Source organism: Actinomadura litoris (assembly GCF_009733595.1).
GTDB lineage: Bacteria > Actinomycetota > Actinomycetes > Streptosporangiales > Streptosporangiaceae > Spirillospora > Spirillospora litoris.
Map to the genome: position 1 here is coordinate 561,214 of NZ_WOFH01000002.1, position 23,602 is coordinate 584,815.

General features: G+C 74.9%; 24 protein-coding genes. 16 read left to right on the top strand and 8 right to left on the bottom strand.

Going from position 1 to position 23,602, the window contains the following annotated elements; all coding sequences use genetic code 11:
* Positions 1 to 154: 154 nt before the first annotated feature.
* Together GNZ18_RS40745 and GNZ18_RS07045 are read left to right on the top strand one after the other, a co-directional pair.
* On the top strand, positions 155 to 322 hold the full coding sequence (locus GNZ18_RS40745) for a hypothetical protein (RefSeq protein WP_173390671.1): 168 nt from the start codon (positions 155 to 157) through the stop codon (positions 320 to 322).
* Positions 323 to 415: 93 nt separating this feature from the next.
* Entirely contained in the window at positions 416 to 904 is a 489-nt protein-coding gene (locus GNZ18_RS07045; protein ID WP_156215376.1) for a glutathione peroxidase, read from the top strand.
* 85 nt (positions 905 to 989) lie between these two features.
* Here the strand turns inward: GNZ18_RS07045 and GNZ18_RS07050 are convergent, their stop codons facing one another.
* Both GNZ18_RS07050 and GNZ18_RS07055 read right to left on the bottom strand, forming a co-directional pair.
* A complete protein-coding gene (locus GNZ18_RS07050) occupies positions 990 to 1,532 on the bottom strand; it encodes a methylated-DNA--[protein]-cysteine S-methyltransferase (RefSeq protein ID WP_156215377.1) in 543 nt (180 codons plus the stop codon).
* Between the two features lie 188 nt (positions 1,533 to 1,720).
* Positions 1,721 to 2,968 (bottom strand): hydroxymethylglutaryl-CoA lyase-like TIM-barrel protein, encoded by a 1,248-nt coding sequence (locus tag GNZ18_RS07055; RefSeq protein ID WP_156215378.1) that lies wholly within the window; start codon positions 2,966 to 2,968, stop codon positions 1,721 to 1,723.
* Between the two features lie 72 nt (positions 2,969 to 3,040).
* On the opposite strand from GNZ18_RS07055, the gene GNZ18_RS07060 reads away from it, so the two are divergent.
* From GNZ18_RS07060 to GNZ18_RS07075, 4 genes are all read left to right on the top strand, one after another.
* The gene (locus GNZ18_RS07060) at positions 3,041 to 4,297 is read left to right on the top strand and encodes a citrate/2-methylcitrate synthase (protein ID WP_312874346.1); all 1,257 of its coding nucleotides are present in this window, start codon (positions 3,041 to 3,043) and stop codon (positions 4,295 to 4,297) included.
* Position 4,298: 1 nt separating this feature from the next.
* Positions 4,299 to 4,658 (top strand): hypothetical protein, encoded by a 360-nt coding sequence (locus tag GNZ18_RS07065; protein ID WP_214618952.1) that lies wholly within the window; start codon positions 4,299 to 4,301, stop codon positions 4,656 to 4,658.
* Between the two features lie 89 nt (positions 4,659 to 4,747).
* Entirely contained in the window at positions 4,748 to 5,059 is a 312-nt protein-coding gene (locus GNZ18_RS07070) for a DUF3817 domain-containing protein (protein ID WP_214618953.1), read from the top strand.
* A gap of 70 nt (positions 5,060 to 5,129) precedes the next feature.
* A complete protein-coding gene (locus tag GNZ18_RS07075) occupies positions 5,130 to 6,053 on the top strand; it encodes a bifunctional helix-turn-helix transcriptional regulator/GNAT family N-acetyltransferase (protein ID WP_312874347.1) in 924 nt (307 codons plus the stop codon).
* A 700-nt stretch (positions 6,054 to 6,753) separates the two neighbouring features.
* Here the strand turns inward: GNZ18_RS07075 and GNZ18_RS07085 are convergent.
* Positions 6,754 to 8,019, bottom strand: coding sequence for a trypsin-like serine peptidase (locus tag GNZ18_RS07085; protein ID WP_216651182.1), 1,266 nt, complete (start codon positions 8,017 to 8,019; stop codon positions 6,754 to 6,756).
* Positions 8,020 to 8,397: 378 nt separating this feature from the next.
* Here GNZ18_RS07085 and lon point away from each other — a divergent pair, with 378 nt between their 5' ends.
* Positions 8,398 to 10,794, top strand: a complete 2,397-nt coding sequence (gene lon, locus GNZ18_RS07090; protein ID WP_156215379.1) for an endopeptidase La — start codon at positions 8,398 to 8,400, stop codon at positions 10,792 to 10,794.
* A gap of 239 nt (positions 10,795 to 11,033) precedes the next feature.
* On the top strand, positions 11,034 to 11,441 hold the full coding sequence (locus GNZ18_RS07095) for a VanZ family protein (RefSeq protein ID WP_308166162.1): 408 nt from the start codon (positions 11,034 to 11,036) through the stop codon (positions 11,439 to 11,441).
* Between the two features lie 164 nt (positions 11,442 to 11,605).
* Here GNZ18_RS07095 and GNZ18_RS07100 read toward each other — a convergent pair whose 3' ends face one another.
* Positions 11,606 to 11,926, bottom strand: a complete 321-nt coding sequence (locus tag GNZ18_RS07100) for an NAD-dependent epimerase/dehydratase family protein (RefSeq protein ID WP_156215381.1) — start codon at positions 11,924 to 11,926, stop codon at positions 11,606 to 11,608.
* A gap of 378 nt (positions 11,927 to 12,304) precedes the next feature.
* Here GNZ18_RS07100 and GNZ18_RS07105 point away from each other — a divergent pair, with 378 nt between their 5' ends.
* The 4 genes from GNZ18_RS07105 to GNZ18_RS07120 all read left to right on the top strand — a co-directional run bounded on the left by GNZ18_RS07105 (position 12,305) and on the right by GNZ18_RS07120 (position 16,467).
* Positions 12,305 to 13,459: a Gfo/Idh/MocA family protein gene (locus tag GNZ18_RS07105; protein ID WP_156215382.1), complete on the top strand. Its 1,155-nt coding sequence runs from the start codon at positions 12,305 to 12,307 to the stop codon at positions 13,457 to 13,459.
* Between the two features lie 85 nt (positions 13,460 to 13,544).
* Positions 13,545 to 14,531 (top strand): sugar ABC transporter substrate-binding protein, encoded by a 987-nt coding sequence (locus GNZ18_RS07110; RefSeq protein ID WP_156215383.1) that lies wholly within the window; start codon positions 13,545 to 13,547, stop codon positions 14,529 to 14,531.
* Positions 14,528 to 15,604 (top strand): ABC transporter permease, encoded by a 1,077-nt coding sequence (locus tag GNZ18_RS07115; RefSeq protein WP_214618957.1) that lies wholly within the window; start codon positions 14,528 to 14,530, stop codon positions 15,602 to 15,604. Before GNZ18_RS07110 ends, GNZ18_RS07115 begins: the two co-directional genes overlap by 4 nt.
* Entirely contained in the window at positions 15,601 to 16,467 is an 867-nt protein-coding gene (locus GNZ18_RS07120; protein WP_156215384.1) for an ATP-binding cassette domain-containing protein, read from the top strand. The genes GNZ18_RS07115 and GNZ18_RS07120 overlap by 4 nt, the downstream gene beginning before the upstream one ends.
* A gap of 36 nt (positions 16,468 to 16,503) precedes the next feature.
* Here the strand turns inward: GNZ18_RS07120 and GNZ18_RS07125 are convergent, their stop codons facing one another.
* Entirely contained in the window at positions 16,504 to 17,070 is a 567-nt protein-coding gene (locus GNZ18_RS07125) for a TetR family transcriptional regulator (protein ID WP_156215385.1), read from the bottom strand.
* 47 nt (positions 17,071 to 17,117) lie between these two features.
* Between GNZ18_RS07125 and GNZ18_RS07130 the strand changes: the two genes are divergently transcribed.
* Positions 17,118 to 17,768, top strand: coding sequence for a molybdopterin-dependent oxidoreductase (locus GNZ18_RS07130; RefSeq protein WP_312874348.1), 651 nt, complete (start codon positions 17,118 to 17,120; stop codon positions 17,766 to 17,768).
* A 10-nt stretch (positions 17,769 to 17,778) separates the two neighbouring features.
* Here GNZ18_RS07130 and GNZ18_RS07135 read toward each other — a convergent pair whose 3' ends face one another.
* Both GNZ18_RS07135 and GNZ18_RS07140 read right to left on the bottom strand, forming a co-directional pair.
* Positions 17,779 to 18,216, bottom strand: coding sequence for a cytidine/deoxycytidylate deaminase family protein (locus GNZ18_RS07135; RefSeq protein WP_312874349.1), 438 nt, complete (start codon positions 18,214 to 18,216; stop codon positions 17,779 to 17,781).
* A complete protein-coding gene (locus tag GNZ18_RS07140) occupies positions 18,209 to 18,895 on the bottom strand; it encodes a RibD family protein (protein WP_312874350.1) in 687 nt (228 codons plus the stop codon). The genes GNZ18_RS07135 and GNZ18_RS07140 overlap by 8 nt, the downstream gene beginning before the upstream one ends.
* A 135-nt stretch (positions 18,896 to 19,030) precedes the next feature.
* Between GNZ18_RS07140 and GNZ18_RS07145 the strand changes: the two genes are divergently transcribed.
* Positions 19,031 to 20,164, top strand: coding sequence for an exonuclease SbcCD subunit D (locus GNZ18_RS07145; RefSeq protein ID WP_156215386.1), 1,134 nt, complete (start codon positions 19,031 to 19,033; stop codon positions 20,162 to 20,164).
* Positions 20,161 to 23,214, top strand: coding sequence for an AAA family ATPase (locus GNZ18_RS07150; RefSeq protein ID WP_156215387.1), 3,054 nt, complete (start codon positions 20,161 to 20,163; stop codon positions 23,212 to 23,214). Before GNZ18_RS07145 ends, GNZ18_RS07150 begins: the two co-directional genes overlap by 4 nt.
* Here the strand turns inward: GNZ18_RS07150 and GNZ18_RS41090 are convergent.
* Positions 23,207 to 23,479 (bottom strand): hypothetical protein, encoded by a 273-nt coding sequence (locus tag GNZ18_RS41090; RefSeq protein WP_216651183.1) that lies wholly within the window; start codon positions 23,477 to 23,479, stop codon positions 23,207 to 23,209. The two genes, GNZ18_RS07150 and GNZ18_RS41090, sit on opposite strands and share 8 nt — an antisense overlap.
* Here GNZ18_RS41090 and GNZ18_RS07160 point away from each other — a divergent pair.
* A complete protein-coding gene (locus GNZ18_RS07160; protein ID WP_216651184.1) occupies positions 23,459 to 23,602 on the top strand; it encodes a hypothetical protein in 144 nt (47 codons plus the stop codon). The genes GNZ18_RS41090 and GNZ18_RS07160 overlap by 21 nt on opposite strands.

Here is a 23,602-nt window from a genome sequence, read left to right on the forward strand (position 1 = left end):
CCCGTGCCCGCGACGGGCGCGGGGTTCTTTCACACCCGGGCAGCAAGCACTGTCGCCGCCGTCACAGTAAAATCCCCCTTTGCGAGCAGACGTGGTTGGGCACAATCGCATCGGGTCATTGTGTCGCTGCGCTACTAGAGGGACGGCGTTACGGATGCTGAAGAAGAACCTCCGCTATGTGGCGATCGCCTTCGTCATCTTCTACTTGCTGAGCTCCCCGGAGGACGCGGCAGGACTGGTGAACAACGCCTTCAGTAAGCTCGGAGACGCCGGCGACCAGCTCTCCTCGTTCGTGAACGGGTTGGGCGACGGCGGCCGGTAGGCCGCGCGCGGTGTGCGGCGGCCGGCGTCCGGCGAGGACGCCGGCCCCGGCGGGCCCGCGGGCATGTCGGACCGGTCTCCTAGGATCGGTCGCATGTCTGTCTACGATGTGGAAATCGGCGGCCTGCAGGGCGGGTCCGCGGACCTCGCGCAATATCGGGGCACGTCCGTGCTCGTCGTCAACGTCGCCTCCAAGTGCGGCCTGACCCCGCAGTACGCCGGGCTGGAGCGGCTCCAGGAGCGCTTCGCCGAGCGGGGCTTCACCGTCCTCGGCGTCCCCTGCAACCAGTTCATGGGCCAGGAGCCCGGCACCCCCGAGGAGATCGCCGAGTTCTGCTCGGCGACCTACGGGGTCACCTTCCCCCTCACGGAGAAGGTCGACGTCAACGGCGAGCAGCGGCATCCCCTCTACCAGGGGCTGGTCGGCACGGCCGACGCCGAGGGGCACACCGGCGACATCCGCTGGAACTTCGAGAAGTTCCTCATCGGCCCGGACGGCGCCGTCGCCGCCCGGTTCGCGCCGCAGGCCGAGCCCGAGTCCGCCGAGGTCGTCGCCGCCATCGAGCGGACCCTCCCGGCCTGAACCCCCCGTCGGCGCGCCTCCCGCGCCCTCTGAGCCCCGCGCCCCCCGTGGCGGGCCCCGCGTCCCCGAGCCGTTCGGCGGGCCCTCAGGGGGCGCGGGTGATGTCCCAGTCGAGGGTGGCGGGCAGCGCGCCCTCCAGCATGAGCAGCCAGCGCTTGACCTCGACGCCCGAGCCGCCGCTGTAGCCGCCGATCCCGGTGGCGGCGACCACGCGGTGGCACGGGACGACCAGCGGGATGGGGTTGGAGCCCATCACCTGGCCGATGACCTGCGCGTGGACGCCCGTCCCGCTGCGGTCGCCCAGCTCGCCGTAGGTGAGCGTGCGGCCGTAGGGGACGGTCTCGTACAACGTGGTGAGCACCTGCCGCTGGACGTCGGAGGTCAGCCGCCAGTCGATCGGCAGGTCGAAGCTTTTGAGGTCGCCCGAGAAGTAGTCGGACAGGGCCGACAGCGCGGGCGCGAGCCGGTCCGGGGCGTGCACGACGGGCAGGCCCGCCGCCCGCGCCACGCGCTCGCGGGCGGCGGGGGTGTCGCGGAAGTGCAGCGAGACGATCCCGGTCTCGGTCTCGCCCACGAGCAGGCGGCCGAGCACGGTGTCGGCCGTGCCGAACGCGAGTGTTCCGGTCATGGTGGTGGGCTCCTTCCCAGCGGACAGCCTTCCACGCGGCTATGTCATTTCCGCCGACATGTCGCCTTTCGAGGCGCACGTTGTCGTCTTCCTGCCAACACCGCCGAGCTGCCTGGGGTTGCGCCCCGCGCGCACCCCGCCCTGCGCGCACCCGCCCCGCGCGCATCCGTGCCGGGGTCGCCCCTCGCTCAGTCCTGGGGGAGCCGGCCGGGGAAGAGCAGCGCCAGCTCGCGCGGGTAGCCGCCGATCAGCCGCAGCTCGTCGTCGGTCAGCGGGCGTCCCGTCTGCGCGTTGCACAGCTGGACGAGCGCGAACGCCAGGTCCTCGTCCACCGGCTCGACGCCGAGGCCGTCCATCACGTGCCGGAACCCGGCCTTGCCGCCGTACTCGCCGGTGAGCACGACCCGCCCGCGCCGCGCGTGCCGGTCGTCGGGGAAGGGGCCGAGGGTCTCCTCGTCGTACAGCTCGTAGTTGCCGTGGTCCTTCAGCGCGCCGTCCGCGTGGATGCCCGACTCGTGCGCGAACGCGTTCCATCCGATGCCGACCTGGTTGTAGGGGAGGGGCTGGCCGAACGCGTAGCCCGCCCACAGCCCGAACCGGCGCGCCCAGGACAGGTCGATCGGGTCGCCGACGTCGGCGCCGCGCTCCTCCAGCCCGAAACCGTGGCGGAACGCGAGGATCGTCGAGAGCAGGTCCGCGTTGCCCGACCGCTCGCCGATGCCGTTCACGCACGTGTTGATCCACACGTCCTGGCCCGCCTCCAGGCCGCCGAGCGCGCCCGACACGGAGTTGGCGACGGCCATGCCGAGGTCGTTGTGGCAGTGCGTCTCGACCGGCATCCCCACCGCCGCCGCGAGCGCCGCGAAGCGCTCGCGGATCCGGTCGGGGGTGTCGCCGCCGATCGTGTCGCAGTAGCGGACGCGGTCGGCCCCGGCCTCCTTCGCCGCCAGCGCGAACTCGGTGAGGAAGCCGTCGCCGGTGCGCGAGCCGTCCTCGGCGTTGACCCCGACCGTCGCCGCGCCGCCCGCCTTGGCCGCCCGCACCGCCGCGACCATCCCGCGGATGATCGAGTCCCGGTCCAGCCGCCCCCGGAACTTGTTCGCGATCATGTAGTCGGACGTCGAGATGGACAGGTTGTAGTGCGCGAGCCCCGTCCCCCCGGCCCGCACCCCGGCGGCCTTCTCCACGTCCCCCGCGACGCCCCGGCACCACCCGGACAGCCGCAGGTCCCCGAACGCGCCCGCCTCCGCCAGCGCGATCTGCGCCCGGACGTAGGGCGCCTCATGGAACAGGAACGGGAAGCCGATCTCGCTCTGCGCCACCCCCAGCCGGCCCAGGTAGAAGTTGACCATCGTCTTGCCGAACTTGGACAGCCCGGTCCGGGCCGTCTGGACGCCGTCGCGGTTGGTGACGTCGAGGAAGTGGATCTGTGGCATGCCCTCAGATTGACACCGCGATCCATATGTATCAATATTGATGAAAATCAATGTCTACGGGGGGGCGGGCCGGTGGACGGCTGGATCGACGCCGCGAGCGCCGCCGAACGCCTCGGTGTGAAACCCGCCACGCTCTACGCCTACGTGAGCCGGGGCGTCCTGCGCCGCAGGCACGCGCCGGACGGCAGGCGCAGCCTGTTCGACGCCGCCCAGGTCGAGGAGCTGGCCCGGCGCGGCAGGCCGCGCCGCCCGCCGGGGCCGGGCGAGCTGGCGATCGAGTCGCGGATCACGGCGCTCGGCGCCGACCGGCCCTACTACCGGGGCCGCGACGCCCTCGACCTCGCGGGGAGCATGACGTTCGAGCAGGTCGCGGCCTGGCTCTGGACGGGGGAGGAGCCGTCCGAGCCGTCCGAGCCGGGCGGGGAGGACGGGGAGGGCTGGCGGGCCGACGAGGAGGGCGTCGCGGCGGCCGTGGCCGCCCAGTCGGGGCTGCCCGCCGGGATGCTGCCGCTCGACCGCCTCCAGCTGATCGCCGCCGCGCTCGCCGCCACCGACCCGCTGCGCCACCGCCTGGACCCGGACTCCGTCACCACGACCGCCCGGACCCTGGCCGCCGGCCTGGTCGAGGCGCTGCCGCTCGCCGCCCCCGAGCCGCCCGGCACCGAGGGCCCGATCGCGGCGCGGCTGTGGGCGCGGCTGTGCCCGGAGCCGCCGGACCCCGCCCTGCTGCGGGTGTTCGAGGCCGCCATGATCCTGCTCGCCGACCACGAGCTGGCGGCCTCCACGGTGGCGGCGCGGGTGGCCGCCTCCGTCCGCGCCGACCCCTACGCCGTCGTCGTCGCCGGGCTCGGCGTCGCGAGCGGCCCGCTGCACGGCGGCGCGTCCTACGGCGCGGAGCGGCTGCTCGCCGAGGTCGCCGACGCGGCCTCGGCGTCCCGCGCCGTCGGCGAGCGGCTCCGCGCGGGCGAGCGCGTCCCCGGCCTCGGCCACACGGTCTACGCCTCCGGCGACGGCCGCTGCGCGTTCCTGCTCGACCTCGTCCGGGACGCGGCGCCCGGCCACGAGCGCCTCGCCGCCGCCGAGGCCGTCCTCGCGGCGGCGCGGCGGCGGAGGCTGCCCCCGCCCAACGTCGACTTCGCGCTCGCCGTCCTCGGCGCCGTCGCCGGGCTGGCCCCGGGCTCCGGTGAGGCGATCTTCGCGGTCGCGCGCACCGCCGGATGGCTGGCCCACGCGCTGGAGGAGTACGAGGGGTCGAGCCCGCTGCGCCCCCGCGCCGTCTACACCGGCACCCCGGTACGGGCCGCGGAGGGGCGGGGGTACGCTCGGTGACGTGCGACGGTTCCTCACTCCCGGCTGGCTCGGGCTGCACGCGCTGGCGATCGCCCTGTGCGCGTCGTTCCTCGGCTTCGGCTGGTGGCAGTACGACCGCGCGCAGGGCGGCAACGACCGCAGCTGGGCCTACACGTTCGAATGGCCGATCTTCGCGATCTTCGTGATCGTCATGTGGGTCAAGATGATCAGGGACGAGCGCGACGGCGTGGAGCCGCAGGCGCCCCGGGTGATCGAGGAGCCCGCCGAGGCGGCGGTCACGCGCGAGATCATCCGCCGCCAGGAGGAAGAGGACCCCGCCCTCGCCGCCTACAACCGCTACCTCGCGCGGCTGAACTCCGAGTCGCACCGCCGGGACTAGAGGGGTGCCCGCTCGTGCCGGGGGCGGCGGCGGACGTCCCCACCGCTGACGACGGCCCGCGTTCGCGCGGCTTCGGAAAGGTGTGATCTGTGGAAGGCGCGGTGACCAGGTACCGCATCCTGGCCCTGGTGGTCGGGACCCTGCTGGTGCTGCTGGTGGTCGGCATGGTGCTGAAGTACGGCCCGACGGACGAGCCGGGCATGGCGGGCATCGTCGCGCCGGTGCACGGCGCGCTCTACGTGGTGTACCTGCTGGCGGCCTACGACCTGTGGCGGCGCACCGGCTGGCCGCTCGGCCGGATGGCGATGATCGTGCTCGGCGGCATCGTCCCGCTGATGACGTTCTTCGTGGAGCGCCGGATCGTCCGCGACGCGCGGGAGTTGACCGGCGCCGCCGCCTGAGGCCGCGAACCGCTGGCCCGGCGGCGTCCCGTGCCCTAATGTTTGACGGAGTCAAACGTTGGAGGCGGATGTGCGGGCGACCCAGGCGGACGTGGCGACGGTCCGTTCGTTCAACCGGTTCTACACCGGGGTGATCGGTGTGCTGGGCGAGGGCCTGATGCGCACGCCCTACTCGCTCACCGAGGCCAGGGTGATCTTCGAGCTGGCGCAGCGGCCCGAGACCGAGGTCCTCGCCCTGCGGCGCGCGCTCGACCTTGACCCGGGCTACCTCAGCCGGATGCTCACCCGCTTCGAGGGCGACGGCCTGCTCGTGCGGGAGCGGTCCGAGCGGGACGCGAGGCGCCAGGTCGTCCGGCTCACCCCGGGCGGGCGGGACGCCTACGCGATGCTGGACGAGCGGTCCGCCGCGGAGATCCGCGACCTGCTCGACCGCCTGCCCGGCGGCTCCCGGCTCCGCCTCCTGGCGGCGATGCGCTCCATCCACGGCATCCTCGGCGAGGACCCGCGCCCGGACGGCCTCGTCCTGCGCGAGCCGCGTCCCGGCGACCTCGGCTGGGTGGTGCAGCGCAACGGCGCCCTCTACGCCGAGGAGTGCGGCTGGGACCGCACCTACGAGGCGCTGGTCGCCGGTGTCGTCGCCGCCTACGTCGAGGACCACGACCCGAGCGCGGAGCGGGCCTGGATCGCCGAGAGCGGGGGCGTTCCGGTGGGGTGCGTGTTCTGCGTCCGCCGCGACGGCGAGGTGGCGCAGCTCCGGCTCCTGCACGTCGAACCGGAGGCCCGGGGGAGCGGGGTCGGCGCCGCCCTCGTGGAGGCGTGCACGCGCTTCGCGGCCGAGGCCGGGTACTCCGAGATCATGCTGTGGACGACGGCGCTCCAGCGTCCCGCGCAGCGCCTGTACGCCAGGGCGGGGTTCGTCCTGGAGGACGAGGAGCCCCCGTCGCGGCGGTTCGGCGGCACGATCCACGGCCAGACCTGGCGCAAGAGGCTCTGAACCCGCCGCAAAAAGGACTCGGGGGGAAAGGACTCGGGCCCGCGAAGGCGCGTGCCTTCGCGGGCCCGAGGTCCCGCAGCGATCCCTAACTGCGTGGTCGGCGGCCGGGACGGGGGTCGGACGGAAGTTCCAGCCGCCGGTGTCTCACCGGCCTTGGCGCCGGTGCGGGTAGGTGCTGCGCCTCACCTCCCTCCCTGAGCCGGGCCGGCCTGGAGCCGGGTCGGACGGGGGCGTGACGGGTCCCGTCCGGCGCGCGGACGCCGCGCGGGCGTCCGGTCGAGTGAGGGCCGGGCGGGCGGCGCCGCCGACGGGCGCCGCCGGCCCGGCCATGGGGACCCCGGTGCCGCGGGGGCGGGCGGCGCCGGGACCCGGAGCGGCGGGATGGTGGTCCGGGCGGTGCGGCCGAGAACCCGAGGTGTGCCGTGGTCCGCCGCGGTGGGACGGACGGCGAACGCCCTCGGACGCACCGGCGGGGACCGGTCCGCGGTGAGCACGCGCGGTGATCCTCACTCCGCCCCTCCTTCGCCTGTGGCGGCCTTCGGGACCTGGCGCTTTGCCGGCCGAAGAGCCTGTCGTTCACTGTGTGTCACGATCTCGTTGCGTTAAGTACCCCCGGGTCATGCGCGCGTAAACCGGACGGGGCGCAAAGATTCAAGATCCGCGGCGGACTTTGCCGACCCATTGCCGTCCGCCTCGCGATTCAGGACGTGCGGGCGGTGCCCGGGGCCGGCGGGCGGTTGTCGATGAGGCCGGAGATCTCCGCGTTGACGCGCGAGATCCGCGTCCCCCAGTTGGGGCAGCCGCCGAGGTGGTGCAGCGCGATGACCTTGTGCGAGGAGGCGGCCAGCACCGGCGAGCCGGAGTTGCCGCCGGAGGTGTCGCACCGGTAGCCGGTGTTCACCCCGGACTGGACGGTGTCGATCTTGCAGTAGCCGCCGCCGTCGCGGTCCTCGTAGAGCGAGAGGCGCTTGGGCAGGACGTCGCCGTGGCCGGCGATGTAGATGCGCTCCTGGGCGACGGGCTCCCGCGCGTCCAGGTAGAGGGTGCCGAACTTCTGGATCGAGGCGAAGTCGTTCACCGAGAACAGCGCGTAGTCCAGGTCGCGCAGCGGGCTCAGCTTGATCAGCTCCGCCCCGCTCACCTTGGTGCCGGGCCGGGGGTCGTTGCCGCCGCAGGTGGCGCACTGGTAGTCGAACTGGAACTCGCTGGCCCGCAGGTCGGCGGCGCTCTCCATGCAGTGCTGGTTGGTCAGCATGCGGTTGGTGTTGCCGACCCGCCAGGCCGTGCAGTATCCGGCGCCCTTGAGGAGTTGGCGGGCCACCGCGCCCGCGCGGGCGTACTCGGTGGGGTGGCTGGTCTGGTAGCAGCTCACGTCGCGCCGCGCGTCCGGCCCGCACACGCTGAACGTGCCGGGATTCGCCGCGGCCCACTCACCCTGGTCGAAGCCCCTGTAGTAGCTGTCGATACGGGCGCCGAACCCCTGGCGGGTCAGGGCGGCGGCGTTTTGGCGGGGCGCCGCGTGCAGGGTGACCACGGCGGTGTCGCCGTCCACGGACATCGCGGCGAAGCCGGGCCTGCCGTGGACGGTGTGGGCCGAGTCGCCGGGGATCCGCCGGACGGTCGGGTCGCCGTGGTAGGTGTGGACCTCGCGTCCGGCCGGGTCGGCGACCGTCACCCGGTCGCCGGGCACGAGCCGCAACGACGCGAAGTGCACCTTGACGTAGGTCGAGCCGGGTTCGCGGATGACGATCCGCCGGGCGCGCCCGGCGGCGGCGTACCGCAGCTCGGCATCGCTGGCCTTCTCCTCGCCGGCGACGCTCACCCGAGCCGCGGCGGCGGGGGCGGGCGCCGCCTCGGCGACGTCGGGCGACCGTGCCCCGGCCGCCTGTGCGGCGGGGCCCGGCAGAGCGGACGCGGCGGCCGCCAGGGCGGCCGCGGTGATCAGGACGCGTGGCCGCAGGGACACGGCGCACCTCCAGGGGGGAGCGGGGGGCACGGCACCGGAACCGTGGGGGCGGTTCAGCCGGTGCCGGATCTCTGGGAGCGCTGGACGGGCGTCCGGCGGCCGGTCGCCGCATGCCCGGAAGGAGGCCGTGGGGTGTCGCGCCGGAGACCGGGTGTCACGTCCAGCGAGGACGAGATTGTGACATCCAGCCCGATACCGCCATCACTCGCACCTTGGCATAGCCCCCGCCCTATGAGCCGCACGGGCCACACCGCCCCCGGGCGCGGTTCTGATCGCTGAGAGCGAACGTTGTTGAGGAAACAAACTCGTGCTCCGTTTTCTTGAGTGTGTATGACTCAACTTGCTGTTGGGTCCTCAGACACGGACTTGGAGCTGAGCATGAGCGAGACCCTGACGCTGCCGGTGCTGCCCCTGGACGACGGGGCCGTTCTGCCGGGCATGGTGGTGCCCCTCGACCTGTCGGAGAGCGGTGAGGTGCGGGCGGCGATCGAGGCGGCGCGCGCCGTGGCCCGGGCCAAGGGGCCGGGGATCCGGTCGGCGGGCAAGCCGCAGGTGCTGCTGGTGCCCCGGCTCAACGGGCAGTACGCCGGCGTGGGCACGCTGGGCGTGATCGAGCAGGAGGGGCGGCTGCCCGGCGGCGAGCCGGGCGCGGTCGTCCGGGGCGTCTCGCGGGTGCGGATCGGGACCGGGACCACCGGGCCCGGCGCCGCGCTGTGGGTCGAGGGCACCGTGATCGAGACGCCGCCCGCCACCGGGCGCGCGGAGGAGCTGGCCAAGGAGTACAAGGGCCTGGTCAGCGCGATCCTGCAGAAGCGCGGCGCCTGGCAGGTCGTGGACGTGGTGCAGCAGATCGACGACCCCTCCACGCTGGCCGACAACGCCGGGTACGCGCCCTACCTGTCGGACGAGCAGAAGATCGAGGTGCTGGAGACGCCCGACGTGGTCGAGCGGCTGACGCTGGTCATCGGCTGGGCGCGCGACCACCTCGCGGAGCTGGACGTGGCGGAGACGATCCGCAAGGACGTCCAGGAGGGCATGGAGAAGACGCAGCGGGAGTTCCTGCTGCGGCAGCAGCAGGAGGCCATCCGCAAGGAGCTGGCCGAGCTGAACGGCGACCCCGCCGACGAGGAGGACGACTACCGGGCCCGGATCGAGGCCGCCGACCTGCCCGAGAAGGTGCGCGAGGCCGCGCTGAAGGAGGTCGACAAGCTGGAGCGCTCGTCGGACGCCTCCCCGGAGGGCGGCTGGATCCGCACGTGGCTCGACACCGTGCTCGACATCCCGTGGAACGAGCGGACCGAGGACGCCTACGACATCGCGGGCGCCCGGGAGATCCTGGACGCCGACCACGCGGGACTCGACGACGTCAAGGAGCGCATCGTCGAGTACCTGGCCGTCCGCAAGCGGCGGGCCGACCGGGGGCTCGGCGTCGTCGGGGGCCGCCGGAGCGGCGCGGTGCTCGCGCTGACCGGTCCGCCCGGGGTGGGCAAGACCTCGCTGGGCGAGTCGGTCGCGCGGGCCATGGGGCGGAGGTTCGTCCGGGTCGCGCTGGGCGGCGTCCGCGACGAGGCGGAGATCCGCGGACACCGGCGCACCTACGTCGGGGCCCTGCCTGGACGCATCGTCCGGGCCATCCGCGAGGCGGGCTCGATGAACCCGGTCGTCCTGCTGGACGAGGTCGACAAGGTCGGCGCGGACTACCGGGGCGACCCGACGGCGGCGCTGCTGGAGGTCCTGGACCCCGAGCAGAACCACACGTTCCGCGACCACTACCTGGAGGTCGAGCTCGACCTCAGCGACGTGCTGTTCCTCGCCACCGCGAACGTGGTCGAGGCGATCCCCGGGCCGCTGCTGGACCGGATGGAGCTGGTCCAGCTCGACGGCTACACCGAGGACGAGAAGGTCACGATCGCCCGCGACCACCTGCTGCCGCGCCAGCTCGACAAGGCGGGGCTGGAGGCGTCCGAGGTCGGGTTCGGCGACGACGCGCTGCGGCTGCTGGCGGCCGAGTACACCCGCGAGGCGGGCGTGCGGTCGCTGGACCGCTCGATCGCGCGGGTGCTGCGCAAGGTCGCCGCGAACGTGGCGCTGGAGAAGGCGGAGCTGCCGGTCGCGATCGGCGCGGCCGACCTGAAGGACTACCTCGGCCGCCCCCGGTACACCCCGGAGGTCGAGCTGAGCAGGTCCGAGCGGCGGACGGGCGTGCCCGGCGTCGCGACGGGGCTCGCGGTCACCGGCGCGGGCGGCGACGTCCTCTACATCGAGGCGTCGCTGGCCGACCGGGAGACCGGCGACACCGGCGTGACGCTCACCGGCCAGCTCGGCGACGTCATGAAGGAGTCGGCCCGGATCGCGCTCAGCTACCTGCGCTCGCGCGGCGCGGAGCTGGAGCTGCCGGTCGGCGACCTGAAGGAGCGCGGCGTGCACGTCCACGTGCCCGCCGGCGCGATCCCGAAGGACGGCCCGAGCGCGGGCATCACGATGACGACCGCGCTGGCGTCGCTGCTGTCGGGCCGGCCCGTCCGCTCGGACGTGGCGATGACCGGCGAGGTGTCGCTGACCGGGCGGGTGCTGCCGATCGGCGGGCTGAAGCAGAAGCTGCTGGCGGCCTCCCGGCTCGGCATCACGACCGCGATCGTGCCCAAGCGCAACGAGCCGGACCTGGAGGACGTGCCGGCCGAGGTGCTGGAGAACCTGACGGTCTTCGCCGTCAGCGACGTCCGCGAGGTCCTCGACCTGGCGCTCGAACCGGCCACCACGCCGGTCGCCGTCTGACCGGCGGCAACGCCCGCGGGGGCGGGTGGGACGCCCGTGCCGGAATCATTCCGGCACGGGCGTCCCGCCTTTTCGGACACCCTTAATGCGGGTCCGGCGCCAAAACAAATGGGGACAACGCGGGTGTGCATACTTCGCGTTGTAACGGGGACCAGTCGTCCGTGGTGGTGAGAATGTGGCAACCGGCGGCATCCGGTGAAAGGTCCCCGTGGTATGTGATCGCTCTACGGGTGGTCGCGGTGACGATCGCCCTCGCCTTTCTCGGCGTGTTCTGCTACTTCGCGTTCCGGCTGACGCTGACGCCCGTTGACGACAATGGGCAGGCCGGGGGCAACACCGATCCCGGCGACTCCCTGCGGTTCTATCTGAACCGCCCGAGCGGGGACGCCGCGCTCCAGATCGGCGGCAACCTCGCGCTGCTGGCGCCGCTCGGCGTCCTGCTGCCCATCGTCTGGGTGAGCCTGCGCGGCCCGATCCGCCTCGCGCTCGTGGCCGGGATGTGCTCCCTGGCGATCGAGACCGTGCAGGGCACCGTGGTGATGGGGCGCGCCTTCGACGTGGACGACGTCATTCTGAATGTCGTCGGCGTCGTCCTCGCCTATCTCCTTCTGGGGCGCCGACTCTCCAAATCGATTCGCGGCGGCTGACGGCGGCCTATGCGGGTCGGCACGGGATCGGGCGGAAGATTCCCAGTTGGCGGTCCACGTGTTCTGCGTAACGGTCGAAAACCGGTAGGGCATTGAGAAGGCGGGGCCAGACCTCGGTGTATTCGGCGGCGCCCTGGCCGCGAGCCGTCCGGCCCTGCGGGGGCTCAGGTGGCCGTTCCCGGCCAGCCACCGTCGGCGCGGGGGCGCGCGAGCGGCGCGTCCGCGGTGGTGACCGGCGCGGACGGCGGGACGAGCACCCCGGCCGCCGAGACGTACACCGCCCGACCACCCTGCGCGACCGCGCCGCCCGCCACGTCGCGCGTCCGGGCCAGGTCCGCGTGGGGACGCGACCCGGCCGGGACGGTCGCGCCGATCGCCGCGGCGGCGTGGACGACCGCGTCGCAGCCGCGCGGCGCGGCGGCCGCCGGGCCGGTGTCCGGCATGTCGCCGACGACCGTCTCGATGCCGCTGACCTGGACGTCCACCGCCTGGAGGGTGCGCCCGCCCGCCCCGCGTCCCGGACCGGCGCGCGCGGCCGATGACCGGCCGCGAGCAGCGCGCGGACGGTGTGGGAACCGGCGAACCCCGAGGCGCCGGGGACGGGACCCGGATGCGAAGCAAACCGGTGCTTGGTTGGAGGACGTGACGGACGGTAGGGGTGACCGGCTCAGGCCCAGGGTCTATTTTGAAGATGCCTCAGCCGACGCGCGAGCGCGTCACCCGCTCCCGGGCGAGGCGATGCCGCAGGCGAGCCTCATCCGGGTGGATCGCGAAGCGGTGCCGCGCTCGCCCCAAGACCGGCGACGGCGGGCGCCGCGCGGCCCGCCCCTCGACCGGCCTTGACGACACAGCCGGGATCGACAATGACGCACACCACGACCACTGGACCGACCGCCGGACTCACCATCGGGCTGGCCGGGGCGGGACGCATCGGCGCCCGCCACGCCGCCGCGCTGTGCGAGCTGCCCGAGGTGGGCACGCTCGTCATCGCCGACGTGGACCCCTCCCGGGCCCGCGCCCTGGCGGACCGCCTGTCGCGGGCCCCCGGGGACCCCGTCGCGGACGTCCTCGCGGCGGCGGACGCCGCGTGCGCGCAGGACGTCGGTTCCGCGCGCGCCGCGGCCGGAGAGGTCCGCGTCGTGGCCGTGGACGAGGTCGCGGACCTGTTCTCCGCCGGGCTCGACGGCGTGATCGTCGCGGCGGCCACCGACGCGCACGCCGACCTGGTGGCGGCGGCGCTGGCCGGGCGAATACCCGTGTTCTGCGAGAAGCCTCTCGCGCCCGACCTTGATGGAACGTTCCAGATCGTGGCGGCGGCGGACGCGGCGCGCGTCCCCGTGCAGGTCGGGTTCCAGCGGCGGTTCGACGCGGGGAACGCGGCGGCGCGGGAGGCGCTCGCGTCCGGGCGGCTCGGCTGGCTGCACACCGTGCGCTCGTGCAGCTTCGACCCGTCGCCGCCGCCCGTCGCCTACGTCCCGGCGTCCGGCGGGCTGTTCCGCGACTGCGCGATCCACGACCTCGACCTCATCAGGTTCGTGACGGGCCGGGAGGTGGTGCGGGTGATGGCCTCCGGCGCCAACCGGGGCGACGCGTTCTTCCGCGAGTACGGCGACGTCGACACGGGATCGGTGCTGCTCGTCCTGGACGACGGGACGCTCGGGCTCGTCTCGGCCACCCGGTACAACGCGGCGGGCTACGACGCCCGGCTGGAGCTGTTCGGCTCCAAGGACAGCATCATCGCGGGCCTGGACGAGCGGACCCCCGTCACCCCGCTGCCCGAGCAGGCCGCGGGCGCGCCCGATCCGGACACCGGCCCGCGCGGCGCCTACTGCGGGTTCATCGAGCGCTTCGCCGACGCCTACGACGCCGAACTGCGGGCCTTCATGGACGTCGTCACCGGCCGCCACGGCAGCCCGTGCCCGCCGGAGGAGGCGCTGGAGGCGTTCTACCTGGCCGAGGCGTGCGAGCTGTCGATGCGGGAGGGACGGATCGTGGAGACCCGCGAGATACGGCGGTGAGCGAAGGGGCGACGCGGCGTCGCCATCTGTGATCGACTCCTTCCGTTGATCCGGCTCGTCCATCGGGGAGAACGGAGACCGACCGATGAGAGGCGTGTTCGCGCGCGGCCCGGCGGTGAGACTCGCGGCGCTGGCGGCCGCGGGGGTGCTGGTACTCGGCGCCTGCAGCAGTTCGGGCGGCAAGAAGGCGGAGAAGCGGGCGACCGAGGGGCGCCGGCTGAAGATCGCCATGGTGACCCACTCGGGCCCGGGCGACACGTTCTGGGACATCGTCCAGAAGGGAGCGAAGGCCGCCGCCGGGAAGGACGACGTCGAGTTCCTCTACTCGGCCGACCCCGACGGCGGCAAGCAGGCGCAGCTCGTGCGGGCCGCGGTCGACCAGAAGGTGGACGGCATCGTCGTCACCCTCGCCAAGCCCGACGCGCTGAGGGACGCGCTCGCCCAGGCGGCCGCGGCGAAGATCCCGGTGGTGTCGATCAACTCCGGGGCGGGCGACTCGGCGCGGCTCGGCGCGATCGCGCACTTCGGCCAGGACGAGTCGATCGCGGGCGAGGCCGCCGGGCGCGAGCTGGCGCGGATCGGCGCGAGGAAGGCGCTGTGCGTCGTCCACGAGCAGGGCAACGTGGGCCTGGAGGACCGCTGCGCGGGCGCGCGCAAGACCTTCGGCGGCGACCTGCGCAACCTGTATGTGAACGGCACGAACATGCCGGAGGTCAGGTCGTCGGTGACCGCCAGGCTCCAGGCGGACAAGGACGTCGACGGCGTGCTCACGCTCGGCGCGCCGTTCGCCGCGACCGCCGTGGACGCGGTGAAGGAGGTCGGCGGCAAGGCCAAGGTCGGGACGTTCGACCTGAACAAGGGGCTGATCGACGCGATCCGGGCGGGCGACGTCCGGTTCGCCGTCGACCAGCAGCCCTACCTCCAGGGGTACAGCGCCGTCGACGCGCTGTGGCTGCTGAAGACCAACGGCGACGTGCTCGGCGGCGGGCGCCCGGTGCTGACCGGGCCCGCGATCGTGACGCGGGACAACGCCGCCGCGCTGGAGGCGTTCACGCGCCGGGGCACCCGGTGACGCGGAGCACGGCCGGGCCGGACGCGCCGACCGGGCCGGCCGGGCCGGCCGCGCCGGCGGACGAGCGGCTGGCCCGGCGGTCCCCGCTGTCGGGGCTGCTGGCCCGCCCCGAACTCGGCGCGCTCCTCGGCGCCGTCGCGGTGTTCGTGTTCTTCTCCGTCGTCGCGGACGCGTTCCTCCAGGCCACGTCGTTCTCCACCGTCCTGTACGCGGCCTCGACGTTCGGGATCATGGCGGTGGGCGTGTCGCTGCTGATGATCGGCGGGGAGTTCGACCTGTCCGCCGGGGTGATGGTGACGACCTCGGCGCTGCTCGCGGCGCTCACCGCCTACCAGCTCACGCTGAACGTGTGGGCGGGCGTGGCGGTCTCGCTGGTGCTGACGCTCGCGCTCGGGATGGTGAACGGGCTGCTCTACGTCAACACGCGGCTGCCGAGCTTCATCATCACGCTCGCGACGTTCTTCATGCTCGCGGGGCTGAACCTCGGCGTGACGAAGGCGGTGACCGGGAACGTCGCCTCCGACTCCGTCCGGGACATGGACGGCTTCGACAGCGCCCGCGCCGTGTTCGCCTCCGAGGTCGGGATCGGGGACGTGGAGGTCAACGTCACCGTGTTCTGGTGGCTCGGGCTCGTCGCGGTCGCCACCTGGATCCTGCTGCGCACCCGCACCGGCAACTGGATCTTCGCGGTGGGCGGCGACGCGGGCAGCGCCCGCGCGGTCGGCGTCCCGGTCGCCCGCACCAAGGTGGGGCTGTTCATGGGCGTCGCGCTGTGCGCCTGGATCTCCGGGATGCACCTGGTGTTCGCGTTCGCGACCGTCCAGTCCGGCGAGGGCGTGGGGAACGAGTTCTTCTACATCATCTGCGCGGTCATCGGCGGCTGCCTGCTGACCGGCGGGTACGGCTCGGCGATCGGCGCCGCCATCGGCGCGTTCATCTTCGGGATGACGAACAAGGGCATCGTGTACGCCGAGTGGAACCCCGACTGGTTCAAGTTCTTCCTCGGCGCGATGCTGCTCGTCGCCGCCATGGTCAACCTGATCGTCCGACGCAGGGTGGAGCGCTCGGCATGACCGACACCGGAACGCCGCCGCTGGTCAGGCTGACCGGCGTCGGCAAGAGCCACGGCACCGTCATCGCGCTGCGCGACGTCGACCTGGAGGCGGACGCGGGCGAGGTGACCTGCGTGCTCGGCGACAACGGCGCGGGCAAGTCCACGCTGATCAAGATCATCGCGGGCCTGCACCGGCACGACGCCGGGACCTACGAGGTGGCGGGGGAGCCGGTCGCGTTCGGCTCGCCGCGCGACGCCCTCGACCGGGGCATCGCGACCGTCTACCAGGACCTCGCGGTCGTCCCGCTGATGCCGGTCTGGCGCAACTTCTTCCTCGGCTCGGAGCGCCGCAGGGGCATCGGCCGGCTGGACACCCGGTTCATGCGCGAGACGACCCGCGCCGAGCTCGCCGCGATGGGCATCGACCTGCGCGACGTCGACCAGCCGATCGGCACGCTGTCGGGCGGCGAGCGGCAGTGCGTGGCGATCGCCCGCGCCGTGTACTTCGGCGCGAAGGCCCTCGTCCTGGACGAGCCGACGGCGGCGCTCGGCGTCAAGCAGGCCGGTGTCGTGCTGCGCTACATCGTCCAGGCGCGGGAGCGCGGGCTCGCGGTCATCTTCATCACCCACAACCCGCACCACGCCTACCCGGTCGGCGACCGCTTCCTGATCCTGAACCGGGGCCGCAGCGCCGGGTACCACGGCAAGGACGAGATCACCCGCGAGGAGCTGACCGCGCTCATGGCGGGCGGCGCCGAGCTGGAGCAGCTGGCCCACGAGCTGGACGCGGCGGGCTCGACGGGCTCGGCGGGCTCGGCGTCGGCCGCCCGGCGGCTCACCGAGGAGGCCGAGCGCCTCGGCCTCACCCGCGAGGCCGAGTAGCGCGGCAGGGCTCGGCGGCAGGGCTGGCGGCAGGGCTCAGCGGCGGGTGAGCAGGACGGCCGCCTCGGCGACGCGGTCCTCGGTGCCCGGCGCGATCTCGCCGCCGCCCAGCAGGTGGCGGCGCACGATCGCGTAGGGCAGGTCGATCACGGCGACGGCCGCGCGCTCCTCCTCGACGCCGAGGCGGCCCGCGAGGTCGCGGACGGCCGCGCGGACGCGCCGGTCGGCCTCGCCCAGCCGCGCGCGGTCCTCGGCGGGCCAGCCGTCCTCGTCGAGGGCGGACCTGCCGTGCAGCAGCACGCGCGCCTCCTCGCGGTGCGCCCGGCTCCACGCGACCACGTGCCGGGCGGCCTCCCCGGCCGCCCGGTCCGGCGGGCCGCCGCGCAGCGCGTCGAGGAACCCCGCCTGGAACCGCTCGACCGTCCGCAGCCAGAGCGCGGCGCGCAGCGCGGGCAGCCCGGCGAAGCGGTGGTACACCGAGCCGCTCGGCGCCCCCGCCGCGCGGGCCACGGCCGCGACCGTGACGCGGCCCGGGCCGTCCGCCGCCAGCTCGACGGCGACGTCCAGCAGGCGGCCCACGTCGTGGCGCGGTGGTCGTCCCATGGGCTAGAGGGTAAGGTATTGGAGAGTACTCTCTAAAAGGAGGAGCCGTGGACGTCCTGCCTCCCGGCCAGTCGGCCGCGCCGCTGGCGCCGTTCGGGCTGCCCGCGTTCGCGGCCCGCCGCCCGCGCGTCCCCGCCGCGCCGGTCGTCACGGTGACCGGGGCCGTCCGGCGCCCGGCGCAGGTTCCGGCGGCGGAGCTGACCCGGCTCGGGCGGGCGGAGACGCACTCCGGCCTGCACTGCGTCACCACCTGGAGCGCGCTCGGCCTGCGCTGGGAGGGCGTCCCGTTCGCCGCCGTCCACGCCCACCTCGCGGGGCGCGTCGCACCGGGCCGGGCCGCGCGCTGGGTCACCTTCACCGGGCTCGACGGCTACCGCAGCACCCTGCTCCTGGACGACGCGCTCGCCCCCGGCGTCCTGCTCGCCGACGTCCTGGACGGCGCGCCGCTCACCGCCGACCACGGCGCGCCGCTCCGCCTCGTCGCCCCGGCCCACTACGGCTACAAGAGCGTGAAGCACGTCTGCGCCATCGAGTACCGGGCCGGGTACGACCCCGGCTCGGCGGGCTGGAAGGCGCACCCGCGCGGCCGCGTCGCGCTGGAGGAGCGCAGCCGCTACCTCCCCGGGCGCCTCTGGCGCCCGCTGTGGCGCACCCTGCTGCCCCGGGCCCGCGCCGCCTACGACGACCTGCGCGGGTGACGCCCCCGGGTCAGCCGGTGCGGAGGAGGTGCGTGTTGGGTTCGCGGGCGAGCCCGGCCAGCTCCGGCAGTTCGGTCACCTCGACGCCCGCCGCGGTGAGGATCTCCGCGCCCGTCCCCTCGGCGAACAGCGCCGGCTCGCGCCAGGCGAACACGACGCGCGCCGCGCCGGCGGCGACGATCAGCTCGGCGCACGGCCGGTCGCGGGAGGCCCGGTGCCCGCACGGCTCCAGCGAGCTGTAGACGGTCGCGCCCCCCAGCCCGCCGGTCGCCCTGGCGAGGGCGGCCTCCTCGGCGTGGTCGAACGGGTCGTCCTCGCGGGAGAAGCCGCGCGCGACCTCCCGGCCGCGCGCGTCCACGATGACGGCGCCGACCGAGAACGCCGTCCCGGACGGGGGGCACCGCCGCGCCAGCTCGCAGGCCAGCCGCAGCCAGCCCGCGTCATCCACGCGCGGTCCCGGTGAGGAAGCGCAGCAGCGCGAGGTCGCCGATGCGGGTGATCTCCTCCAGCCGCATCGGACGGTCCGGCGCCTGCGGGAACACCCCCGAGCCGACGAACCGCGGCGCGGACGGGTCGCCGATGAAGAACGGCGCGACGACGAGCCGCAGCTCGTCCACGACCCCGGCGGTCAGGAACAGCGTGTGGATCCCGCCGCCGCCCTCCACCATCAGCCGCCGGACGCCCCGCGCCGCGAGGTCGCGCAGCACCGTGGCCGGTGTGAGCGGGTCGCCCGCGTCGATCACCTCGGCCAGACCGCCCAGCCGCGCGGCGAGGCCCCCGGCCGTGCCGGTGGGCGCGTACACGAGCTTGGGCGCCTCGCCGGTGGTGAAGAACCGCGCGCCGGGGTCGAGGTCGCCGCTCCAGGTCAGCGTGACCTTCGTCAGGTCGGCGGGCATCCCGCGCGCGACCCGCTGCTCCCGGCGGGCGGGGGAGCGGATCAGCAGCCGGGGGTCGTCGGCGCGCACCGTCCCGGCCCCGACCAGGATCGCGTCGCAGCCCGCGCGCACCGCGTCGACCCGGTCGAAGTCGGCGGTGCTGGACAGCCGGAGCCGCTCGGGCGTCGCGTCGTCGATATAGCCGTCGACCGACATCGCGCAGCTCACCAGCACGTAGGGGCGCTCGCTCACGCCCCAAGACTAGGGCTCCCGGCGGCCCCCTCGGGCCCGCGGCTCCCCGGCGGGGTGTGGCTCTTGAGCCGAATCGAGGGAACGCGGCGTTTCTGCGCGGGATGTGTCGTAGGGGGTGCCTATGGTTGCTGCGACATGAGAATCCTGCACACCTCCGACTGGCATCTCGGCAGATCGTTCCACCGCGAGGACCTGCTGGCCGCCCAGGCGGCGTTCGCCGACCATCTGGTCGAGACCGTCCGGGCGGAGCGGGTGGGCTGCGTGCTGATCTCCGGCGACGTCTACGACCGCGCGCTGCCCGCCGTGGACGCCGTCCGCCTGTTCGACGACACGCTCGGACGGCTGAAGGATCTCACCCGCGTCGTGCTCATCGCGGGCAACCACGACTCCGCGCGGCGGCTCGGGTTCGGATCGGCGCTGATGGACGCGTCCGGGGTGCACGTCCGCACCGACTTCACGCGGGTGGGGGAGCCCGTCGTCGTCGGCGACGCCGCCGTCTACGGCATCCCCTACCTGGAGCCCGAGCTGGTCCGGCACGAGTGGGAGCTGGACGAGCGCAGCCACGCGGCGACGCTGGCGGAGGCGATGCGCCGCGTCCGGGCCGACGCCGCGCGGCGCGGGCCGGGGCTGCGGTCGGTCGTGCTGGCGCACGCGTTCGTGACCGGCGGCGAGGCCAGCGAGAGCGAGCGCGACATCTCCGTCGGCGGCTCGTCGCACGTGCCCGCGCCGGTGTTCGACGGCGTCGACTACGCGGCGCTCGGCCACCTGCACGGCGCCTGGTGCGTCACCGACCGCGTCCGGTACTCGGGTTCGCCGCTGGCCTACTCCTTCTCCGAGGACCGGCACGTCAAGGGGTTCTGGCTGCTCGACCTGCGCGCGGACGGCGTCGCCGCCGAGTTCGCGGAGGCCCCCGTCCCGCGCCGGATCTCCCGGATCCGCGGCCGCGTCGACGACCTCCTCACGGGCGAGGCGTTCAAGAAGTACGAGGACCGCTGGCTCCAGGTCACGCTGACCGACCCGCGCCGCCCCGCCGCGGCGATGGAGCGGCTGCGCCGCCGGTTCCCGCACGCGCTCGTCCTCGGCTACGAGCCCGAGGGCGGCGGGGCGGAGGACGCCCGCACCTGGTCCGAGCGCGTCGCGGAGCGGTCCGACCCGGACATCGCGGGCGACTTCGTCGCCGAGGTCACCGACGGCCCGGCGACCGCCGCCGAGCGCGCCCTGCTGGACGAGGCGTTCGAGTCCTTCCGGCGGAAGGAGGCGCTCGCTTGAGGCTGCACCGCCTGGAGGTCACCGCGTTCGGGCCGTTCTCCGCGACGGAGGAGATCGACTTCGACGCGCTGTCGGACGCGGGCCTGTTCCTCATCCAGGGCCGGACGGGCGCGGGCAAGACCAGCGTGCTCGACGCCGTCTGCTTCGCCCTCTACGGGCAGGTGCCCGGCGCGCGCGGCGCCGTCAAGGGGCTGCGCAGCGACCACGCCCCGCCCGGGGCCGCGCCGCGCGTCGTCCTGGAGACGACCGTGCGCGGCCGGCGGCTGCGCCTCACCCGGTCCCCGGCGTGGGAGCGGCCCAAGCTGCGCGGGTCCGGCACGACCGCCCAGCACGCCAAGGTCGTCCTGGAGGAGTTCGAGCGCGGCGGGTGGATCGGGCTGACCACGCGGCTGGACGAGGCGGGCGACCTCGTCTCCCGGCTGCTCGGCATGAACGCCACGCAGTTCTGCCAGGTGGCGCTGCTCCCGCAGGGCGAGTTCGCGGGGTTCCTGCGCGCCGGGGCTGACAAGCGCCGCGAGGTCCTCGAACGGCTCTTCGCGACCGAGGTGTTCACCCACGTCGAGAAGTGGCTGGCCGACCGCCGCGCCGCCACCGGCCGCGAGGCCGCCGAGCTGGCCGCGCGCGCCGTCTCGGTCGCCGACCGCGTCGCCGAGACGACCGGTTCGCCCCCGCCCCACGCCGCCGCGAACACGGCACCGGCCGGGCCCGCCGGCGAGCGGCGCCGGGCGGCCGTGCCCGCGCCGCGCCGGGGGGACGCCGAGGCCGCCGAGGTCGAGGCGCTGCCCGCGTGGGCGGCGGAGCTGGCCGGCGGGCACGCCGACGTCCGCGCCGTGGTCGAGGAGCTCCGGGCGGGCGCCGCCGGGGAGGTGGAGGCCGCGCGCGCCGCGCTGAAGGCGGCGGAGGACCTCGCCGACCTGCGCCGCCGCCACGAGAACGCCTCCGCGCGCCGCGCCGCCCTCGCCGAGCGCGCTGAGGAGCGCTCGCGGGTCGCCTCGCGGCTGGACGCCGCCGCCCGGGCCGAGCGCGTCGTCCCGCTGGTGCGGGCGGTCGCCGACCGGCACGACCGGGCCCGGCAGGCGCGCCGCTGGGCCGACGAGACGCGCGCCCGCGTCGGCGCGCTGCTGCCGCCGAACGCCTCGCAGGACGTGCTCGCCAAGGCCGAGCGGCAGCGCCGCGACGATGCCGCGGCGCTGGAGGGCAAACGCGGCACGGCGGTCCGGCTGCGGCGGGTCCGGGACGAGCGCGGGGAGCTGGCGGCGGAGCTGCGGCGGCTGGAGCCCGAGGAGGCGCGCGTGTCCGCGGCCCTCGCCGAGCTGCCCGGCCGCGTCGAGGCGCGCCGCGCCGAGCTGGAGGCGGCCCGCGCGGTCGCCGCGACGCGTCCCGGGGCCGTGGCCGCCGCCGACGGCGTCCGGCACAGGCTCGACGCCGCGCAGCGCCGTGACCAGGTCGAACATCTGCTCGCCGAGGCCGAGGAGGCCCGGCTGGCCGCGGTCGGGGCCGCGCAGGACGCCCGGGACCACGTCCAGGACCTGCGGCAGGCCCGGCTGGAGGGCATGGCGGCCGTCCTCGCCGAAGACCTGGAGGACGGCGTCCCCTGCCGGGTCTGCGGCTCGCCCGACCACCCCGCGCCCGGCACCTCGCTCGCGCCGATCCCGACGCAGGAGCAGGTCGAGGAGGCGCAGGCGGAGTTCGAGCGGGCGCAGGACGTCCGCGAGCGGGCCACCGCCGAGGTGCAGGCGCGCCGCGCCGAGCGCGACGGGCTGCTGGAGATCGTCGGTGAGCTGACCGCCGGGGCGCTCGGCGCCGAGCTGGAGGGCGCCGAGGCCGCGCTGGCCGACGCCGACGCCGCGCTCGCGGAGGCCGAGCGGCTGGAGGCGGCCGTGCACGGGGACGAGCAGGAGCTCGACCGCGTCCGCGGCGCCCGGCAGGAGATCGACCGGGCGCTCACCGAGAACCGCACCCGCGAGCGCGAGCTGGCCGCCGAGGAGGCGCGGCTGCGCGCCGAGCTGGACCAGGCGCGCGGCGACGACGGCAGCCTGGAGGAGCGGATCGCCCGGCTCGGCCGCGAGGCGGGCGCGCTCACCGAGGCCGCCGAGGCGCTCCGCGCGGCCGACCTCGCCGCCGGGGAGCTGGCCGCCGCCCGCGCCGCCGCGAAGGCCGCCGCCGAGGACGAGGGGTTCGCCGCCCCCGACGAGGTCCTCGCCGCCGCGATGCCCGACGAGGACCAGGCGCGGCTGCGCGACAGGCTCCGCCGGTTCGAGGACGAGGAGGCCGCCGTCCGCGACCAGCTCAACGACCCGGCGCTGCGGTCGGCCGCCGCCGGGCCCGCGCCCGACCTGCCCGCGCTGGAGGCCGCGCTCGCGGCGGCGCAGGCCGCGCACACCGGCGCCGCGTCCGCCGCCGACCGCGCCCGGCACCGCCGCGACCGCCTCGCCGAGCTGCGCCGCGACCTGGACGCCGCCGTCCGCGCCTGGCGCCCCGCCGCCGAACGCCACGAGGTCGCCGAACGCCTCGCCGGGCTCGCCTCGGGCAAGTCCGCCGCGAACCGGCACGCGATGTCGCTGTCGGCGTACGTGCTGGCCGCGCGGCTGGAGCAGGTCGTCGCCGCCGCGAACGAGCGGCTCGCCCGCATGTCCGGCGCACGCTACGCCCTCGTCCACACCACGGAGAAGGCGGCGGGCGACACCAAGCGCGGCGCGGGCGGCCTCGGGCTGCGCGTCGCCGACGCCTGGACCGGCCTGGAACGCGACCCGGTGACGCTGTCGGGCGGCGAGTCGTTCATCACCTCGCTGTCGCTCGCGCTCGGCCTCGCCGACGTCGTCACCGCCGAGGCGGGCGGCACCGAGATCGGCACGCTGTTCGTCGACGAGGGCTTCGGCACCCTCGACGAGGACACGCTCGACGAGGTCATGGACGTCCTGGACGGCCTGCGCGACGGCGGCCGCGCGGTCGGCATCGTCAGCCACGTCGCCGAACTGCGCGCCCGCATCCCGGCGCAGCTCCGCGTCACCAAGGACCGCACCGGCTCCACCGCCAAGGTCGTCATCTGACCCCCGCCCCCGCCAGCACCGGGCGGCGGCTCCGCGGGGTCGGGCAGGGCCGGCGGTAGACGTCGAGGTCGGCGGGGGCGAGCGTGCCCGGGAGCCCCTCGACGAACAGCGATTTCTCCAGGACCGTCTCCTCGCCCACCCCTGGGGTGCGCAGCAGGGCGAACAGCTCGCGCGCGGCGGTCGGGACGCGACCGTCCGCGCCACGGCCGTGATGACGGTGCCCGGCGGGCTCAGCCCAGCGGGTGTGCCCGGCGGGCTCAGCCACACCCGCTACATCAACCCGCTGCCGACCCCGGCCGCGCTGGCCCCGGCCGAGGCGCGCCGCATGCTCGTCCCGGCGCCGTATGCGGCGCTGGCCCCGAGGACGTCTGCGGCGGCCGGGGGGTGA

What these genes read in the sequence shown, in the direction of transcription:
- GNZ18_RS40745 (WP_173390671.1), top strand. Translation starts at nt 155, where the DNA reads ATGCTGAAGAAGAACCTCCGCTATGTGGCGATCGCCTTCGTCATCTTC.
- GNZ18_RS07045 (WP_156215376.1), top strand. Translation starts at nt 416, where the DNA reads ATGTCTGTCTACGATGTGGAAATCGGCGGCCTGCAGGGCGGGTCCGCG.
- GNZ18_RS07050 (WP_156215377.1), bottom strand. Translation starts at nt 1,532, where the DNA reads ATGACCGGAACACTCGCGTTCGGCACGGCCGACACCGTGCTCGGCCGC.
- GNZ18_RS07055 (WP_156215378.1), bottom strand. Translation starts at nt 2,968, where the DNA reads ATGCCACAGATCCACTTCCTCGACGTCACCAACCGCGACGGCGTCCAG.
- lon (WP_156215379.1), top strand. Translation starts at nt 8,398, where the DNA reads ATGAGCGAGACCCTGACGCTGCCGGTGCTGCCCCTGGACGACGGGGCC.
- GNZ18_RS07105 (WP_156215382.1), top strand. Translation starts at nt 12,305, where the DNA reads ATGACGCACACCACGACCACTGGACCGACCGCCGGACTCACCATCGGG.
- GNZ18_RS07110 (WP_156215383.1), top strand. Translation starts at nt 13,545, where the DNA reads ATGAGAGGCGTGTTCGCGCGCGGCCCGGCGGTGAGACTCGCGGCGCTG.
- GNZ18_RS07120 (WP_156215384.1), top strand. Translation starts at nt 15,601, where the DNA reads ATGACCGACACCGGAACGCCGCCGCTGGTCAGGCTGACCGGCGTCGGC.
- GNZ18_RS07125 (WP_156215385.1), bottom strand. Translation starts at nt 17,070, where the DNA reads ATGGGACGACCACCGCGCCACGACGTGGGCCGCCTGCTGGACGTCGCC.
- GNZ18_RS07145 (WP_156215386.1), top strand. Translation starts at nt 19,031, where the DNA reads ATGAGAATCCTGCACACCTCCGACTGGCATCTCGGCAGATCGTTCCAC.